This is a genomic window from Actinacidiphila yanglinensis (assembly GCF_900107965.1).
GTDB classification, from domain to species: domain Bacteria; phylum Actinomycetota; class Actinomycetes; order Streptomycetales; family Streptomycetaceae; genus Actinacidiphila; species Actinacidiphila yanglinensis.
On the sequence record NZ_FNVU01000006.1, the window covers coordinates 203,337 to 219,110 of the forward strand.

General features: G+C 74.8%; 14 protein-coding genes and 1 tRNA gene. 5 read left to right on the top strand and 10 right to left on the bottom strand.

Annotation, left to right across the window (positions count from 1 at the left end):
- Positions 1–675: 675 nt before the first annotated feature.
- The 4 genes from mshC to C4U44_RS15925 all read right to left on the bottom strand — a co-directional run bounded on the left by mshC (position 676) and on the right by C4U44_RS15925 (position 4,413).
- Positions 676–1,905, bottom strand: coding sequence for a cysteine--1-D-myo-inosityl 2-amino-2-deoxy-alpha-D-glucopyranoside ligase (gene mshC, locus C4U44_RS15910; protein ID WP_103886451.1), 1,230 nt, complete (start codon positions 1,903–1,905; stop codon positions 676–678).
- Between the two features lie 106 nt (positions 1,906–2,011).
- Positions 2,012–2,962: an SCO1664 family protein gene (locus C4U44_RS15915; protein ID WP_103886452.1), complete on the bottom strand. Its 951-nt coding sequence runs from the start codon at positions 2,960–2,962 to the stop codon at positions 2,012–2,014.
- Positions 2,926–3,516 (bottom strand): DUF3090 domain-containing protein, encoded by a 591-nt coding sequence (locus C4U44_RS15920; protein WP_103886453.1) that lies wholly within the window; start codon positions 3,514–3,516, stop codon positions 2,926–2,928. Before C4U44_RS15920 ends, C4U44_RS15915 begins: the two co-directional genes overlap by 37 nt.
- Positions 3,517–3,651: 135 nt before the next feature.
- Complete coding sequence (locus tag C4U44_RS15925; protein WP_103886454.1) at positions 3,652–4,413, bottom strand: histidine phosphatase family protein; 762 nt, start codon at positions 4,411–4,413, stop codon at positions 3,652–3,654.
- Positions 4,414–4,907: 494 nt separating this feature from the next.
- Between C4U44_RS15925 and C4U44_RS15930 the strand changes: the two genes are divergently transcribed.
- A complete protein-coding gene (locus C4U44_RS15930) occupies positions 4,908–5,495 on the top strand; it encodes a hypothetical protein (protein WP_235032120.1) in 588 nt (195 codons plus the stop codon).
- Positions 5,496–5,552: 57 nt separating this feature from the next.
- On the opposite strand, the gene C4U44_RS15935 is transcribed toward C4U44_RS15930, so the two are convergent.
- A complete protein-coding gene (locus C4U44_RS15935; RefSeq protein WP_103886455.1) occupies positions 5,553–6,608 on the bottom strand; it encodes an LLM class F420-dependent oxidoreductase in 1,056 nt (351 codons plus the stop codon).
- Between the two features lie 129 nt (positions 6,609–6,737).
- On the opposite strand from C4U44_RS15935, the gene C4U44_RS15940 reads away from it, so the two are divergent.
- Together C4U44_RS15940 and C4U44_RS15945 are read left to right on the top strand one after the other, a co-directional pair.
- The gene (locus tag C4U44_RS15940) at positions 6,738–7,718 is read left to right on the top strand and encodes an aldo/keto reductase (protein ID WP_103886456.1); all 981 of its coding nucleotides are present in this window, start codon (positions 6,738–6,740) and stop codon (positions 7,716–7,718) included.
- A 43-nt stretch (positions 7,719–7,761) separates the two neighbouring features.
- Complete coding sequence (locus C4U44_RS15945; RefSeq protein WP_407642839.1) at positions 7,762–10,119, top strand: helix-hairpin-helix domain-containing protein; 2,358 nt, start codon at positions 7,762–7,764, stop codon at positions 10,117–10,119.
- A 78-nt stretch (positions 10,120–10,197) separates the two neighbouring features.
- Here the strand turns inward: C4U44_RS15945 and C4U44_RS15950 are convergent, their stop codons facing one another.
- Positions 10,198–10,803: a hypothetical protein gene (locus tag C4U44_RS15950; protein WP_103886457.1), complete on the bottom strand. Its 606-nt coding sequence runs from the start codon at positions 10,801–10,803 to the stop codon at positions 10,198–10,200.
- Positions 10,804–10,851: 48 nt separating this feature from the next.
- On the opposite strand from C4U44_RS15950, the gene C4U44_RS15955 reads away from it, so the two are divergent.
- Complete coding sequence (locus C4U44_RS15955; RefSeq protein ID WP_103886458.1) at positions 10,852–11,040, top strand: DUF5703 family protein; 189 nt, start codon at positions 10,852–10,854, stop codon at positions 11,038–11,040.
- A 237-nt stretch (positions 11,041–11,277) separates the two neighbouring features.
- Here the strand turns inward: C4U44_RS15955 and C4U44_RS15960 are convergent, their stop codons facing one another.
- The 3 genes from C4U44_RS15960 to C4U44_RS15970 all read right to left on the bottom strand — a co-directional run bounded on the left by C4U44_RS15960 (position 11,278) and on the right by C4U44_RS15970 (position 13,993).
- Positions 11,278–12,021 carry a chaplin gene (locus C4U44_RS15960; protein ID WP_103886459.1) on the bottom strand — a complete coding sequence of 248 codons (744 nt, stop codon included), beginning with the start codon at positions 12,019–12,021 and terminating at the stop codon, positions 11,278–11,280.
- Positions 12,022–12,205: 184 nt separating this feature from the next.
- Complete coding sequence (locus tag C4U44_RS15965; protein ID WP_103886460.1) at positions 12,206–12,439, bottom strand: chaplin; 234 nt, start codon at positions 12,437–12,439, stop codon at positions 12,206–12,208.
- Between the two features lie 216 nt (positions 12,440–12,655).
- Positions 12,656–13,993, bottom strand: a complete 1,338-nt coding sequence (locus C4U44_RS15970; RefSeq protein WP_103886461.1) for a M20/M25/M40 family metallo-hydrolase — start codon at positions 13,991–13,993, stop codon at positions 12,656–12,658.
- Positions 13,994–14,224: 231 nt separating this feature from the next.
- Between C4U44_RS15970 and C4U44_RS15980 the strand changes: the two genes are divergently transcribed.
- Positions 14,225–14,309: transfer RNA gene (locus C4U44_RS15980), tRNA-Leu, on the top strand.
- Between the two features lie 840 nt (positions 14,310–15,149).
- Here C4U44_RS15980 and C4U44_RS15985 read toward each other — a convergent pair.
- Positions 15,150–15,593, bottom strand: coding sequence for an ATP-binding protein (locus C4U44_RS15985; protein WP_160145042.1), 444 nt, complete (start codon positions 15,591–15,593; stop codon positions 15,150–15,152).
- Positions 15,594–15,774: the final 181 nt, after the last annotated feature.

The window sequence follows — 15,774 nt, forward strand, 5'->3', positions numbered from 1 at the left end:
GGGTGCCCCCTTGGGGGCGCGGGGAACTGCGCGCTCAGCCCTCGCGGCGCAGCCAGGGGCCCGCAGGCCCAGCCCCTGCGGCGAGTGCTCGGACGACCGGCCGGTGGCCGGTTGCTCGCGCAGTTCCCCGCGCCCCTGATGGGTGCCGTCGCACGCAAGGGCACCCCGCCCAGGGATGCGCACCCTCCGCCCGCAAGGGCAACCCCGCCCCGGGGACAGGGCACCCTCACCGCTGAGGGGTGCCCCCTTGGGGGCGCGGGGAACTGCGCGCTCAGCCCTCGCGGCGCAGCCAGGGGCCCGCAGGCCCAGCCCCTGCGGCGAGTGCTCGGACGACCGGCCGGTGGCCGGTTGCTCGCGCAGTTCCCCGCGCCCCTGATGGGTGCCGTCGCACGCAAGGGCACCCCGCCCAGGGATGCGCACCCTCCGCCCGCAAGGGCAACCCCGCCCCGGGGACAGGGCACCCTCACCGCTGAGGGGTGCCCCCTTGGGGGCGCGGGGAACTGCGCGGCCAACCAGCACGGCGCAGCCACGGACCCGCACGCCCAGCCCTCGCGGCGAAGTCCACGAACCACCGGCCGGTGGCGACGCACCCTCCGCCCGCAAGGGCACCCCGCCCAGGGATGCGCACCCTCCGCCCGTGAGGGCACCCCGCCCCGGGGAGGGGACCGCCGCCCGCTAGAGGGCTACGCCGAGGAGGGCGTCGACGGTGCGGGAGACCAACCCGGGCGCACCGGTGTCCGTCCCCCCGTCAGCCGCCTGCAAGGCCACCCACGCGTCGACCGCAGCAAGCGCGCGAGGCGCATCAAGATCATCCGCGAGCGCCTCCCGAACCTCCGCGAGAAGCCCCTCCGCGGACGGCCCGTCGGGCCGCGAGACGGCGGCGCGCCAACGCCCGAGCCGCTCCACCGCCTCGGAGAGCACCGCGTCGGTCCACTCCCAGTCCGCCCGGTAGTGGTGCGCGAGAAGCGCCAGCCGGATGGCCGCCGGGTCGACCCCCTCCCGCCGCAGCGTGGAGACGAACACCAGGTTGCCCCGCGACTTGGACATCTTCTCGCCGTCGAGCGCGACCATCCCCGCGTGGACGTACGCCTTCGCGTACGGGTACTCCCCCGTGAGCACCTGCGCGTGCGACGCGCCCATCTCGTGGTGCGGGAAGGCGAGGTCGGAGCCGCCGCCCTGGACGTCGAAGCCCATCCCGAGGTGGTCGAGGGCGATCGCGACGCACTCGATGTGCCAGCCGGGCCGGCCGGGCCCGAGGGACGCGCCGTCCCAGCTCGGCTCCCCCTCCCGCCGGGTGCGCCACAGCATCGGGTCGAGCGGGTTCTTCTTGCCCGGGCGCTCCGGGTCGCCGCCCCGCTCGGCGGCGAGCAGCCGCATCGCCGCCGCGTCCAGCCCGGACACCGCGCCGAAGTGCGGGTCGGTCTCGACCGAGAAGTACACGTCGCCCTCGACGTCGTACGCCGCGCCCATCTCCCGCAGCCGCTCGATCAGCGGCACGATCCCGGGTATGGCCTCGACGGCGCCGATGTAGTGGGCCGGCGGAAGCAGCCGCAGCGCGGTCATGTCCTCGCGGAACAGGGCGGTCTCGCGCTCGGCGAGCGCCGTCCAGTCCTCGCCGGTGTCCGCCGCGCGCTCCAGCAGCGGGTCGTCGACGTCCGTCACGTTCTGCACGTACTGGACCTGGCGCTTGGTGTCGAGCCACACCCGCTGCACGAGATCGAACGCGTTGTACGTCGCCGCGTGCCCCATGTGGGTGGCGTCGTACGGCGTGATCCCGCAGACGTAGATGCGGGCGACCGGACCGGGGTCGATGGACACCGGTCCACCGGTCGACGTGTCGTGCAGACGGAGGGGGCGTCCGGTGCCCGGGAGGGCGGGGACGTCGGAAGCTGGCCAGGCATGCATGAGATGAGGGTAACCGGGCTGGTGGGTGCCCACTCCCGGTGGGCGGGGTCGGCCGCGCGGGCGGGCCTTCCGAGGGCCCTGCGGGCGGCTTCCTGACCGGCTCCCGTCAGACCGGGGGCCAGGGGATGGAGGGCCAGTCGCCGGAGGGGGCCGGGTGCACGCCGCCCTCCAGGAGCCGCTGCACGCGGGCCCGCAGGGCGGACGTCTCGGCCGGCGTGAGCAGGCCGGCCAGTTGCTCGCCGAGAGCACCGGACAGGTCGGCGGCCAGCTTGCCGAGGACCGCGACGGCGTCGTCGGGAAGGGGCTCGCCCGCCCACCCCCACAGCAGCGTGCGCAGCTTGTCGTCGGTGTGGAAGGTCACCCCGTGGTCGATGCCGTAGAGCCGTCCGTCGGCGGTGGGGAGGAAGTGGCCGCCCTTGCGGTCGGCGTTGTTCAGCACGGCGTCGAGGACCGCGAGCCGCCGCAGGCGTATGTCGTCGGCGTGGACGAGCAAGGCCCGGCCGCCGCCTTCGAGTTGGGCCTCGACGACGGCCTTCCAGCCCGGCGCGGGCTCGGTGTCCTCGGTCAGCGCGAGCAGCGCACCCGGGCCCTCCCCGGCGGAGTCGGCGTCGTTGCCGGCAGCGTCGTCGTTGCCGTTGTCGCCGGAGTCGCCGTTGCCGGCGGAAGCGTCATCGCCGTCGTCATCCTCGACGGACTCCGCCGACTCGATCCACAGCTGCACCATGCCCTCGCCGTACGGCCCGTCGCGGAGCACGGTGGGCGGCACCAGGCCCCAGCCGGTGGCCTCGGAGACGAGGTACGCGGCGACCTCCCGCTCGGCGAGGGTGCCGTCGGGGAAGTCCCACAGCGGGCGCTCGCCCCGGACCGGCTTGTAGACGCAGGTGACGGTGCGGCCCTGGTGGGTGCTCTCGCAGTACAGCACGGCGTTGGACGCATCACGGATCTGGCCGCGCACGGTCAGCTCGCCGTGCAGCAGCGCCTCGATGTCGCGCGGGTCCGCCGCCGGCTGCGTCCCGGTGGTCAGGCCGACCTCCGGTACCCGTTCTGGCGCGGGCATACGTGTCCTTCCGGGTCCAGGGGCAGGCTGCACAGCGGGCAGGGCGGGCGACCGGCGGAGACCACGTCGAGCGCGCGCTTGGCGAACGAGCGGGCCTGGGCCCCGGACAGCAGCACCCGCAGCAGCGGCGGGCCGTTCTCGTCGTCCTGGAGCAGCTCCTCCTCGGCGGCCTCGAGGTCCTCCTCGTCCTCGCCGACCAGCTCGACCAGGGCCTGCGCCTCGATCACCATCCGCTCGCGGGCGCCGTCCCAGGCCAGCGCCATGGTGCCGACCCGGAACTCCTCCTCGACCGGCACCTCCAGCGGGGCGGTGTCGAACAGCTCGGTAGGGGCGACGGCGGGCACCGGGGCGTTCCCGCCGGTCCGGCGCACCACCTCGTCGAGGAGCTCGTCGACCCGCTCGGCGAGCGCGGCCACCTGGGTCTTCTCCAGCGCCACGCTGGTGGTCCGGCCCAGGGCCGTGGCCTGAAGGAAGAACGTCCGCTGGCCCGGCTGGCCGACGGTCCCGGCGACGAAGCGTTCCGGGTGTTCGTAGAAGAAGACCTGACGGGGCACGTCTTGCTCCGTTTGCTCGACTCGATCGATTGAACTGGTGCTTGGCTGCTGCTGGGCTGGTGTCGCGGCCGGACCGCGCCGCGGGCGGTGTTCAGGGCACGGGCCGCCGGTCATCCACCCTACTGCGGAAGCTGATCACGGAGTGCCGGTCGAACCGCCGACCACCGCGTCCCCCGCGTCCAGCCCGCCCTTCGAACGCGCCGCGTCGGCGGCTCCGGCCGGACCGGCGGCCTCGGCGTCGGCGTCCTTGGACGGCGGCGGCGGGATCAGCGCGGTGAGGTCGCCGGTGTCACCGAGCCGCAGCAGGAACGGGCGGTGCGGGGTGTAGCGGACGACGGTGACCGAGCAGGGGTCGGTGCTGATCCGCTGGAAGAGGTCGAGGTGCATGCCGAGCGCGTCGGCGGCCAGCGCCTTGATGACGTCGCCGTGCGAGCAGATCACGTAGAGCGCGTCCGGGCCGTGCTCGGCCTCGATCCGGTCGTTCCAGTCCCGTACCGCGTCGACCGCGCGCGCCTGCATCGCGCGCAGCGACTCGCCCTCGGCGCCGGGGAAGACCGCGGCGGCCGGGTGCCGTTGCACCGTGGCCCACAGCGGTTCCTCGGCCAGCTCGCTGATCTTCCGACCGGTCCAGTCGCCGTAGTGGCACTCGCCGACCCGCTCGTCGGTGTGCAGCGGGAGTTCGGGCCGGGTGGCGAGCAGCGGGCCGACGGTCTCCTGGCAGCGCTGCAGCGGGCTGCAGACGACGGCGGCCAGCGGGAGGGCGGCGAGCCGGGCGGCGAGGGCGGTGGCCTGGGCGCGGCCGGTGTCGTCGAGGGCGACACCGGGGCTCCAGCCGGCCAGTACTCCGTCGGTGTTGGCGGTCGAACGGCCGTGCCGGACGAGGATCACGGTGGGCATGCCCGCCACCGTAACCCCTCGCGGGAACGCGCGTTGTGCTGGGTGACGGCCGTGGCGGGGAGGATCCCCCCGAGCCCCCACCACGGCCGCTGTTTTTCTGCCTGCGGGCGGGTGGCGGGTCACGCCCGCCGGCGCGGGTCGGGGTCGATCGGGGCGGGGTCCGAGGAGACGAGAGGCGACCCAGTACAGACCGGTGCCGGACCGGCGCCGGACCAATGGCGGGCCGGCGTGGCGAGATCTCAGCCGTTTCGCTGCTTTTTGCCCCCGGCCGCCGGTGGTTTGCCGGTCCCTGGCGGCGAGTTGCCCGCCGGCTCCCATGCCGTGCACGGGTCGTGCGTCCGGGCGTCTCTTACGGTTTGCTTGTCCTCGCGGTCAGGTCCCTGCCTGTCACTCCCCGTGGGTAAGGTGCAGCAGGGGTCGGGTCGAGACGGCCCGGTAATGCCGGGACCGTGAAGCAGGTGGAGATGTTCAGCAAGGCGACGAGGAGCCGCCCGATGACGGAGACGGGCGCGGGTGCCGCGGGAGCGGACTGGTCTCCTTACGCCCGGCTGGAGGACGCCGCGGGGGTGTACTTCCTGCACCCGGACATCGCGATGGACGCGATCGAGGGGGTGCTCGGGCGCCGCCGGGTGCGGGGCTTCACGCTGGAGCGGGTGGTCGACCTGACGGAGGCCGGGGCGTCGGTGTGGCAGGAGGCGGCGATCTGCGACGGGCGGCGGCTGATCCTGTGGCACAGCGAGGAGTTGGCCGACGCGAAGGCTCCCGGCGGCACCGTGCTGGACTCCTCCGTGCAAGTGCTGCCGCTGGACTCGATCGGCCATGTCGGCATGCGCACGCTCGTCGGGCGCGACGAGCGCGGGCGCCGCATCGACCGCGGGGTCTACCTCGTCCTGGCCACCGCGATGCCGCACGAACTCACCGCGGTCCAGGCCGATCCCGAGGCGCCGCTGCCCGTGGCCTCGGCCAAGTTCAAGCCCGAGTCCTTCCGGTTCAGCAAGTCCCTCGACGACGGCGGACCCGGCCAGATAGCGCGTCTGATCGACTTCGGCCGCCTGCTGGGCCGCCTCGTTCCCGCCGGCTGATCCGGCGGGGCGGCGGCCCGGCAGGGCCGGCACGCCCAGGGGCCCAGGGGCCCGGTGTCAGCCCAGGCCCGCCTTCGTGAGCGCCTCGACTCCCGCCCGCAGTCCGGCGACCCGCTCCTCCAGGGTGAAGCCGGAGGGCGCGAGGGTGAGCGTGGTGACGCCGGCGGCGGCGTACTCCGCCATCCGGTCCGCGATCCGCTCCACCGGACCCAACAGGCTGGTGGAGTCGATGAGTTCCTGGGGCACCGCGGCGGCGGCCGCGTCCTTGTCCCCGGCGAGGTACTTCTCCTGGATGTCCGCGGCCTGCGCTTCGTACCCCATCCGCCCGGCCAGCTGGTTGTAGAAGTTCTGCTTGCGGCTGCCCATCCCGCCGACGTACAGCGCGGTGTACGGCCGGAAGGCGTCGGCCAGTTTCGGCAGGTCCGCGGTGGAGCCGAGCGCCAGCGGCAGCGTCGGGCACACGTCGAAGCCCTCCATCGTCAGCCCCGCCTTCTCCCGGCCGGCCCGCAGCGGGCGGATCGCGGTGTCCGCCAGGTGCGCGGCGGACGGGAAGATCAGCAGCGCGCCGTCGGCGATCTCCCCGGTCTGCTCCAGGTTCTTCGGGCCGATCGCCGCGATGTAGAGCGGGATGTGCGGGCGTTCCGGGTGCACGGTCAGCCGCAGCGGCTTGCCGGGGCCGCCGGGCAGCGGCAGCGTCCAGTGCTCGCCCTCGTAGGACAGCCGCTCGCGGGACATGGCCTTGCGGACGATCTCGACGTACTCGCGGGTGCGGGCCAGCGGCTTGTCGAACTTGACGCCGTACCAGCCCTCGGAGACCTGCGGGCCGGACACGCCGATGCCCAGCCGGAACCGGCCCTTGGTCAGGGAGTCCAGGGTCGCGGCGGTCATCGCGGTCATGGCCGGGGTGCGGGCCGGGATCTGGAAGATCGCCGAACCGACGTCGATCCGCTCGGTCTTCGCGGCCACCCACGCCAGCACGGTCGCGGCGTCCGAGCCGTACGCCTCGGCGGCCCAGCAGACGGAGTAGCCGAGCCGGTCGGCCTCCTGCGCGACGGCGAGGTTGTCCGCGTCCATGCCGGCGCCCCAGTAGCCGAGGTTGATCCCGAGCCGCATACCGCTCCCCTTTGTACTGGCGAGTAACGTCGTTGTCCCCCCGGACTGTAGCGCCTCGTCCGGGCGAACGCGCCTGTCGGGTACGTCACTGCTCCCCATTTGCGGGGCCGGGCGCTAGCCTCAGCGGTCATGGAGCACAGGCATCTCGGCCGCACCGGCCTGCGCGTGTCCCGGCTCGGACTCGGCACGCTCACCTGGGGGCGCGACACGGGCGAGCGGGACGCCGCCGACCAGCTCAAGTCCTTCTGGGAGGCGGGCGGGTCGCTGGTGGACACCGCGGACGTCTACGCGGACGGCGGCGCGGAGTACCTGCTCGGGCGGCTGATCGAGGACCTGGTGCCGCGCTCCGACCTGGTGATCGCCACGAAGGCGGGCAGTGTGCCCGACCCCGACCGGCGCTTCGACACCTCCCGCGGCCACCTGCTGGCCGCGCTCGACGCCTCGCTCCAGCGGCTCGGCACCGACCACGTCGACCTGTGGCAGGTGCACGCGTACGACGCGGGCACCCCCATGGAGGAGACGCTGCACGCCCTCGACGTCGCGGTCAGCAGCGGCCGGGCCCGCTACGTCGGGGTGTCCAACTTCTGCGGCTGGCAGCTCGCCAAGGCCGCCTCCTGGCAGCTGGCGGCGTCCGGGCGCACCCCGCTGGCCAGCACGCAGATGGAGTACTCGCTGCTCCAGCGCGGCGTGGAGCGCGAGGTGCTGCCCGCGGCGATCGACCTCGGCGTGGGACTGCTGCCGTCGTCGCCGCTCGGGCGCGGCGTGCTCACCGGGAAGTACCGCAACGGCACGCCCGCGGACTCCCGCGGCGGTTCGGCCGAGATGTCCGCGTTCGTCGCTCCGTACCTCGACGAGACCGCGGCGCTGATCGTGGACGCGCTGACCATAGCGGCCGACGGGCTGGCCGTCTCGCCGCTGCAGGTCGCCCTGGCCTGGGTCCGCGACCGGCCCGGGGTGACCGCTCCCATCCTCGGCGCGCGCAACGCCGCGCAGCTCGCCGCCGCTCTGTCGGTGGAGGGCCTTACGCTGCCGGAAGAGATCTGCCTGGCCCTTGACGACGTCTCGGCGCCGCTGCACCGCTACCCGGACCACGACTGGACCACTCTCTGAGTTCCGCGAGTCGCGGCCGATCCGCTCCACGGAGGCTTCCAGCGTGACCACCCCCACCCCGTCCGACGGCCCGACCGCGCCCGCCGCACCTGCCGAGCCGGCCGGGCCCGCCGCATCCGCGGAAGGCGGTGCGGTGCCCGCCGCCCGCCCCGCCCCGGCCGGGAAGCCGGACCTGGCGAGCCTGGCGGCCGCGATGCGGTCCATCGAGCGGGGCGACAACCCCGCGGCGCCCGCGCCGCGCGGGGACGCGGCCGAGGCCCGCCGCAAGCGCCGCGAGGCGATGGCCGAGGAGGCGGCGCGCCTCCAGGCCCTGGAAGCGGCCGAGGCGGCGGGGACGGCGCCCGTCACCGCGGAGGTGGAGACGGCCGCGGACGAGGCCGGTACGGCCGCGGAGGACGGCTCCAGCGACACGGACGCGGCCGCACGCGCGGCCGACGGGCAGGCAGCCGGCTCGGGCTCCGACTCCGAGGACGCGCAGGAGGACCCGGGGAAGGAGGCGGGCGACCAGGCCGGGGCCGCTCCCGAGCCGGCCGCCCCGGAAGCGCGCCCCAGGACGGCGCGGACCCCCTCGGCGGCGAACGGCGCGGCGGGCGGCCCGCGTCCACCGGCCGGGACGGGCGGCAGCGCCGCCCCCGGGCGCGGGCGCGAGGACGCCGCGCGGCAGGCGCCGCTCGACGCGGCCGCCGTGGAGGCGGCCCGGCAGGTGCTCGCCGGCGGCGGGGCGCCCGCGGAACTCGCGGAGCCGGTCGTGCGGGCCCTGGGCGAGGGCGCCGCGGACCTGGTGCGGGAGGACCCGTGGGGCGTGCTCGGCCTGCCCGGGGTGCGGGTGGCGGTCGAGCAGGTGGACGCCTTCGCGCGGGCGGTACTGGGCGGGGAGGTCGGGCCGGGCGACGAGCGGCGGGTGCGCGCCCTGGTGGGCCACGTGCTGGAGCGGGCCGCCGAGCAGGGCCACACCGCGCTCGACGGGGACGCGCTGCGGGCGGCGCTGGCCCGCCACGCCGTCCCGGAGCCGGACGCCGCGCTCGCCGCGGCCGTCGAGGAGGGCCGGGTGCTGGTCTTCCGCGCGGAGCCCGAAGGGGCGCGGGAGCCGGCCGAGGACGCCGAGGACGCCGACGCCGAGGAGGCGCCGGTACCGCTGCTGTTCGGCCTGGACCGCTACGCCCTGGCCGAGGAGAGCCTGGCGGACGGCTGCGTGCGGCTGGTGCGCTCCTTCGAGGGCGACCCGGAGGACGTCTCGCCCGACTGGGAGGCCGCCGCGGGCGCCGCGCCGTCCCCGTCCGCCGCCGAGCTGATCCGGGCCGCCACCGCCAACGGGCTGGTGCTGCACACCGGCGGCGAGGCGGCCCGCGCGGAGCCGGTCGCGCTGGTCGCGGCAGCGCGTGCGGCGGGCCTGCGCGCGTACGCGGCCGCGTACACCGACAGCGGCAGGCACCGGCTGGCTCGGGCCGAGGGGATCGGCGAGGAGGGCGCGGTGACCGTCGCGGGGCTGCTGGCGGGCGGCCGGGCCCCCGACGGCAGTCTCCCGCTCGACCTGCTCGCGGTGCTGGACGCCCCGCAGTTGTCGGTGGAGGAGGCCGCGACCCTGGTGGAGGCGGTGCCGGACGGCGCCCGGCTGGTGCTCAGCGGTGATCCGCACACCCTGTGGTCGGCCGGGCCGGGCCGCGCGTTCGCCGACCTGCTGGCCGCGAAGGCGTGCCCGCGGGTCACCTCGCGCACCCCCGACCCGGGCCCCATCGGGGAGTTGACCTCCTGCGTGGCTGTCGGCGAGCTCGCTGCTGTCGACGCGCCGGGCAAGGAGGTCGTGGTGGTCCCGGTCCGCGACCCGGGCGAGGCCGTGCACCGCGCGGTGCAGCTCGTCGCGGACTCGGTGCCGCGGGCGTTCGGGGTGCCGCCGGAGCAGACCCAGGTGATCACGCTCGCGCACGGCGGTCCGGTCGGCACCCGCGCGCTCAACGCGGCGCTCAAGGAGCGGCTGAACCCCGGCCCCGGCCGGTTCGGCGGGTTCGACCCGGGCGACCGGGTGGTGCACGTGCCGGCGCCGGGCCGTACGCATCCGGCCACGGTGGTCGGCGCGGAGCCGGACGGACTGCGGCTGGCGGGCGAGGACGGCCAGGTCCTGGTGCCCCGCGCGCAGGTCGCGCGGACGGTGCGGCACGGCTGGGCGGTCACCGGGCACCAGGCGGCGGGCATCCGCTGGCCCGCGGCGGTCGTGGTGGTGCCGGGGGACGCCGGCCCGCTGCTCACCCGCGGCTGGGTGTACACCGCCTTCGGCCGCGGTGAGCGGCACCTGTCGGTGGTCCAGGGCGCGGACCAGGCGCTGGCCGCGGCCGTGGCCGGGCCGGTCGCGAAGGAGCGGACGACCCGGCTGGCGGCGGTGCTGCGGGAGCTGGCGGCGGAGTAGCCGCGGGCGGGCGGCGGGGGGCTGCCGGGCTCTCCCGCCCCCGCCCGGCCGCTGTCGGGTCCCCCGTCCGCTGCCGGCTCAGTCCGGGTCGAGCGCGCTCAGCTCGTCCTCGAAGACCACGCTCATGTCGAAGCGGCACACCGCGAGCTGCGGGTCGGCCTGGTCGAAGGGTGCCTCCAGCCACTCCCCCGGCTCGGTGGGCTCGGCCGCGCAGACCCACAGCGTGGAGTCGCCCTCCTCCAGGCCGAACTCCTTGTGCCGTTGGGCGATCTCGTCGGGTTCGTACTCCCCGAAGACCGCCGCGACCGCCGCGTTGATCGACTCGCCGGCCTCCGCGTCGCCCTCGCTGGCCCTTCTGGCCTGCGCGAACAGCCGGTCCGGCTCGACCACGGTGTAGTCGCGGCGGATCAGCACGCTGATCGCCTCGGGGTCCTCGGGACCGGCGTACTCCGGCGCCCCGTCGCCCGCGGGCACCTCGAACGGCGTCACCTCGTCGTACCTGTCGTACAGCAGCTCGTCGTACGACTCGGCGGCCGAGGCCAGAGCTTCGAAGGCCGTGTAAACGGACGGGTCGTCGTCCCCGGCACGGTTCTCGATCGCGTCGAGGTGGCGGTCGAGCGCGGCTTTGAGCGCTTCTACCGCGGCACGGACCTCGGCAACGGTGGGCTGCACGTCATCAGACATGGAGCAGACGCTATCCGTACAGGGGCGTTGCCCGCACAATAGATTGCGATGCCGGAATACGAATTCAGAGAGATGTACGTGCCGCGCGGAACCTCGCGCAAGGACGCGGCACGCCTGCTGACCGACGAGGCGGAGTACAGGCACTGGGAACTGGACCGGGTCCGGCTGTACCCGGACGGCAGCCGCCGGGTGCGGCTGCGCCGCCGGATCATCCGCCAGATGCGGGCCACCTGGTGAGGAAGGCCACCCTGCGGGTGGGACGGATGGGGCCCGCGTTGCCCGATCCGGGTGCCCCGCCGGGCCGCTGCGGGTGTCCTGACGGCACGGCCGCGACGGGGTGAGGGACACGGCCGCGGGGCGGTCGTGGTGACGGGCCCGGCCGGTTCGGCTGCGGGCCCGTCGGCGATCACGGCGGTGCGTGGTGCCCCGCGGGGCCGGCAGGCCGGCTTCCCGCGGGACCGTGTCCGCCCGCGCTCAGCGCTGGGCGGCCCGCCCGCGGCGGTAGAGCAGGGCGCCGCCGAGCAGCAGCGCGCCGGCCGCGCCCGCGACCATCCCCATGTCGTCCGCGCCGGTGTGGGCGAGGGTGGGGGTGGTGTCAGCGGTGGTGCCCGTCTGGGAGACGGGGGTGGCTCCGCTCGGGGTGGTGCCCGTGGTGCCCGTTCCCGGGGTGGCCGGGGTGCTCGGGGATCCGGGGGTGGACGGAGTGCTCGGCGTACTCGGAGTGCTCGGCGTGCCCGGATTGCCGGGGGTGCCGGGGGTGCCGCCGTGGCCCGGGTGACAGGGCTTTCCGGGCTTCCCGGGGTGACCGGGCTTCCCCGGGTGGCCCGGCTTCCCGGGGTGGCTCGGCTTGCCCGGGTGGCTCGGCTTCCCGGGGTGGCTGGGCTTCCCCGGGTGGCTGGGCTTGCCCGGGTGACCCGGCGTTCCGGGGTGCCCGGGCGTGCCCGGGTTGCCGGTGGTGACCGGCGTACCCGGGCCCGAGTCGTTCCCGCACCGGTCGCCGAACGCCGGGTTCAGCAGGGCCAGCGCGTCCACGGTGTTGCCGCAGACGTTCACCGGCACGTTCAGCGGGACCTGGATGGTGTTGCCCGACGCCACGCCGGGCGAACCGGAGGCGGTCCCCGCCGCCCCCGCGTCCGCATGGGCGAGACCGCCGGTGGCGGCCAGCACTCCACCGGCGGCCACCACGGTGAGCAGGCTCTTCTTCGCAACCTGTCGCATAGTTTCGTTCCCCTAGATGTGTTGCGACTGTGCACCGGAGAGCGGCCAGGAACACCCATGCCCCGCGCCTTCCCCGGAAATGGCGAGCGGCCCCGGAGCGCCGTCGGCGTCCGGGGCCGGCCTCTCCCGCGGCAGGGCGCGGGAGGGATCCGCCGTCACGGCCGAGAGACGGCCGCGGCGGCTCTTAGTCGTTGGCGCAGCCGTCCCCGAAGGCCGGGTTGAGCAGCCCGATGACGTCCACCGTGTCGCCGCAGACGTCCACCGGCACGTGCACCGGAACCTCGATGACGTTGCCCGAGACCACGCCGGGAGAGTCCACGGCGGCACCCTCGGCGCCGGAGTCGGCGAACGCCAGACCCGCGCCGGCGAGCAGCAGGCCGCCGGTGGCAGCCGCAGCGGCCACGACCTTCTTGATCATGTATTTCCTCCTGAATGGGACCAATGTGGGCCCAAAGCCGCGGGCCACACCCCTCGTAACGGCCCGGAGGAGAAAAGAGCTACGAATGTTCCGGATCATTCACTCGTACCGGCGATCCCGGACACCGTCACGGGCACAGGCGAGCGAGCGTTCGACAGCAGTACGGCCGCGGGCAGTTGACGTCCGCGGCCGTACCTCTGGCGAAGGGGGTGACGCTCAGCAGTTGTCGAGGAAGTGGTCCAGCACGCGCACCCCGAACGTCAGGCCGTCCACCGGCACCCGCTCGTCCACCCCGTGGAACATCCCCGCGAAGTCCAGTTCGGGCGGCAGCTGCAGCGGGGCGAACCCGAAGCAGCGGATACCCAGGTCGGAGAAGGACTTGGCGTCGGTGCCGCCGGAGAGCATGTAGGGCACCGTGTGCGAGATCGGGTCCTCCGCCTTCAGGGCGGCCCGCATCGCGTCGACCAGCGAACCGTCGAAGTCGGTCTCCAGCGCCTTGTCGGAGTGCAGCGTCTCGCGCTTGACCCGGGGGCCGAGCACCCGGTCCAGGTCGGCCAGGAACTCCTCCTCGTACCCGGGCAGGAAGCGCCCGTCGACGTGCGCGGTGGCCTGGCCGGGGATGACGTTCACCTTGTAGCCGGCACCGAGCATGGTCGGGGCGGCGGTGTTGCGCAGGGTGGTGCCGATCATGCGCGCGATGCCGCCGAGCCTGGCCAGCGTCTCGTCCATGTCCTCCGGGTCCAGCTCGACCCCGAACGCGTCGGACAACTCGTCGAGGAAGCCGCGCACCGACTTGGTCAGCCGCACCGGGAACTGGTGCCGGCCCAGCCGCCCGACCGCCTCGCACAGCTCGGTGATCGCGTTGTCCTTGTTGGTCATCGAACCGTGGCCCGCCGTGCCGTCCACGGTGAGCCGCATCCAGTGCATGCCCTTCTCTGCGGTCTCCACCAGGTACAGCCGCAGGTTCTCGTTGACGGTGAAGGAGAAGCCGCCCACCTCGCCGATCGCCTCGGTGACGCCCTCGAACAGCCCGGGGTGGTTGTCCACCAGGTGCCGCGCGCCGTAGGTGCCGCCCGCCTCCTCGTCGGCGAGGAACGCCAGCACGACGTCCCGCGGCGGCTTGCGCCCGCTGCGCACCCGGTCGCGGATCACGGCGAGCGTCATCGCGTCCATGTCCTTCATGTCGACCGCGCCGCGACCCCATACACAGCCGTCGACCACCTCCCCGCCGAACGGATTCTGGCTCCAGTCGTCGGCGTTCGCCGGGACCACGTCCAGGTGGCCGTGGATGAGCAGCCCGGGCCTGCTGCGGTCCTCGCCCTCGATCCGCACCACCGTCGACGCACGGCCCGGGTGCGACTCGAAGATCTCCGGGGCGAGGCCCACGTCGGCGAGCTTCTCCGCGACGTACTCCGCCGCGGCCCGCTCCCCCGGGCCGGAGTGGTCGCCGTAGTTGCTGGTGTCGATCCGGATCAGTTCGCTGCACAGGTCGACGACCTCGTCCTCGCCCGCGATCCTCCCGCTCTCCGCCCTTCCGGGCCCCGACTCACTCACACTGTCTCCTCGCTGGTTCCCCGCCGCGGCGACCGCGACCGATGCCCACCCATCCTCCCTCGTCACCCCGTCTCTTCCCACCCCTGCCGGCCCCCGGTCCCGCGTCGCCGCCCCCGCCCGGACCGGCCGTCCGCCCTGCTCCGCCCGCGACCGCGGCCGTGATTTCCCGGTCTGGATCTTTGCTATGGTTTACCTCGTCGCCCCGGCCTCGTCGCCGTGGTGACACACCCCGTCCGGGTGGCGGAATGGCAGACGCGCTAGCTTGAGGTGCTAGTGCCCTTTATCGGGCGTGGGGGTTCAAGTCCCCCCTCGGACACACATCATCGCTCCACTCCCGTCCGGGTCGAGATCCACTGCGACCCGGACGTTCTGCTGTCCGGGGGCGGCTGTATGGCGGCGGCGGCGCCGCAGGCTCGGCGTAGGAGCGCGGGGGCGCGGCACGGCGCCGGGTGCGCGGCGGTTTCCCTCGGATTTCGCGGCGTTGAGCAGGCGTGACGGCATCGGCGGGCGGTCGGCCGGGCCGGTGGCCGCACCTCTTCACGCCGTCCTTCCGTCGTGACGGCCCTTCGCCCGGCGTGGATTCATACCGGTGACGGAACACCGCCCGGCCCCCGAGGACCGCGCGGTCGAGCCGTTCCCGCACCTCCGTCCCCCCACCCGCACGTCCCTCCCGCCGCGCCCGCGTGCCCGCACGCCCCCACGCGTTCCCCCGTCCGCAGCCGCGCGCACGGCGAGGGACGGCCGACGGCAGAGGAGGTGCCGTGCGTGCCCTGTTCCGTGCCGCGGGCGTCGCGGCCTGCGCCGCGCCGGCGCTCGGCTGGTCGCCCGCCCCGCCGCGGTCGGCGCCCGCCGCGTCCGCGGCCGCCGCCGCACCCGAAGTGATCACCGTCGACACCGGGCAGCAGACCGGCAGACCAGCCAGATCACCACACCCCACTACAGCTTCACCGGCTGACGCGGCGGCACTTCCCCCGGCCGGTACCGGCCGACCCGGCCGCCCGTCGGGGCCGGCCCGGTGGTTCGCACGCCGGACCGGCCCGGCCGGCCCCCCGGCCGGCTCCCCCGTGGGCCGGCCCGGCGGCCCGCCCGCGCGGGACCCCCATGCCCGCGCGGGCGCCCGGACCCGGTGGAGACCCCGTCCACCGGGTCCGGCGCATCAGCAGGTGGCGACCCTCGCCCACACCGCGTTCCCGCTGGTGAAGACGGACTGCTCCACCCCCCAGCGCTTCGCGACGAGCTGGATGAGCACCAGCCCGCGCCCGCCCTCGTCGTCCAGCCCCGGACGTCCGGGGGTCGGGCGCGCGGCGGTGCCGTGGTCGTGGACCTCCAGGTGGATCGACCGGTCCTCGGTGAGCCCGACACAGCACATGAAGCGCTCCTCCCCGGTGTGCAGGAGGGCGTTGGTGGCCAGTTCGGACAGCACCAGGATCGCGTCGTCGCAGCCGTCCCCGGCCAGCCCCTGCCCGCGTAACCACGCGGCGGTCGCCGAGCGCGCGGCGGCAACACCCGGTAGTCCGAGGGGTAGTTCGGGCCAGTGGACTCTGTCGGGCGCTGCTCCGCCGAGGAGTTGGGGGGAGGGATAGGACGTGGCAAGGGGCACGGGGTCGCCTTCCGTCGACGGGCGGGCGTGCGGAGCACGGGGCCCGGAATGGGCCGCCGACTGACCCGGTCGCGCAATATCCCCAATTCCGGGAGGAGTTGCGCGGTGGGGGCAAGGACACGCGTGGCCGCCGGAGCCGATCATCCTGACACTATGCTCGTTGACACCTTCATGCCGCAAC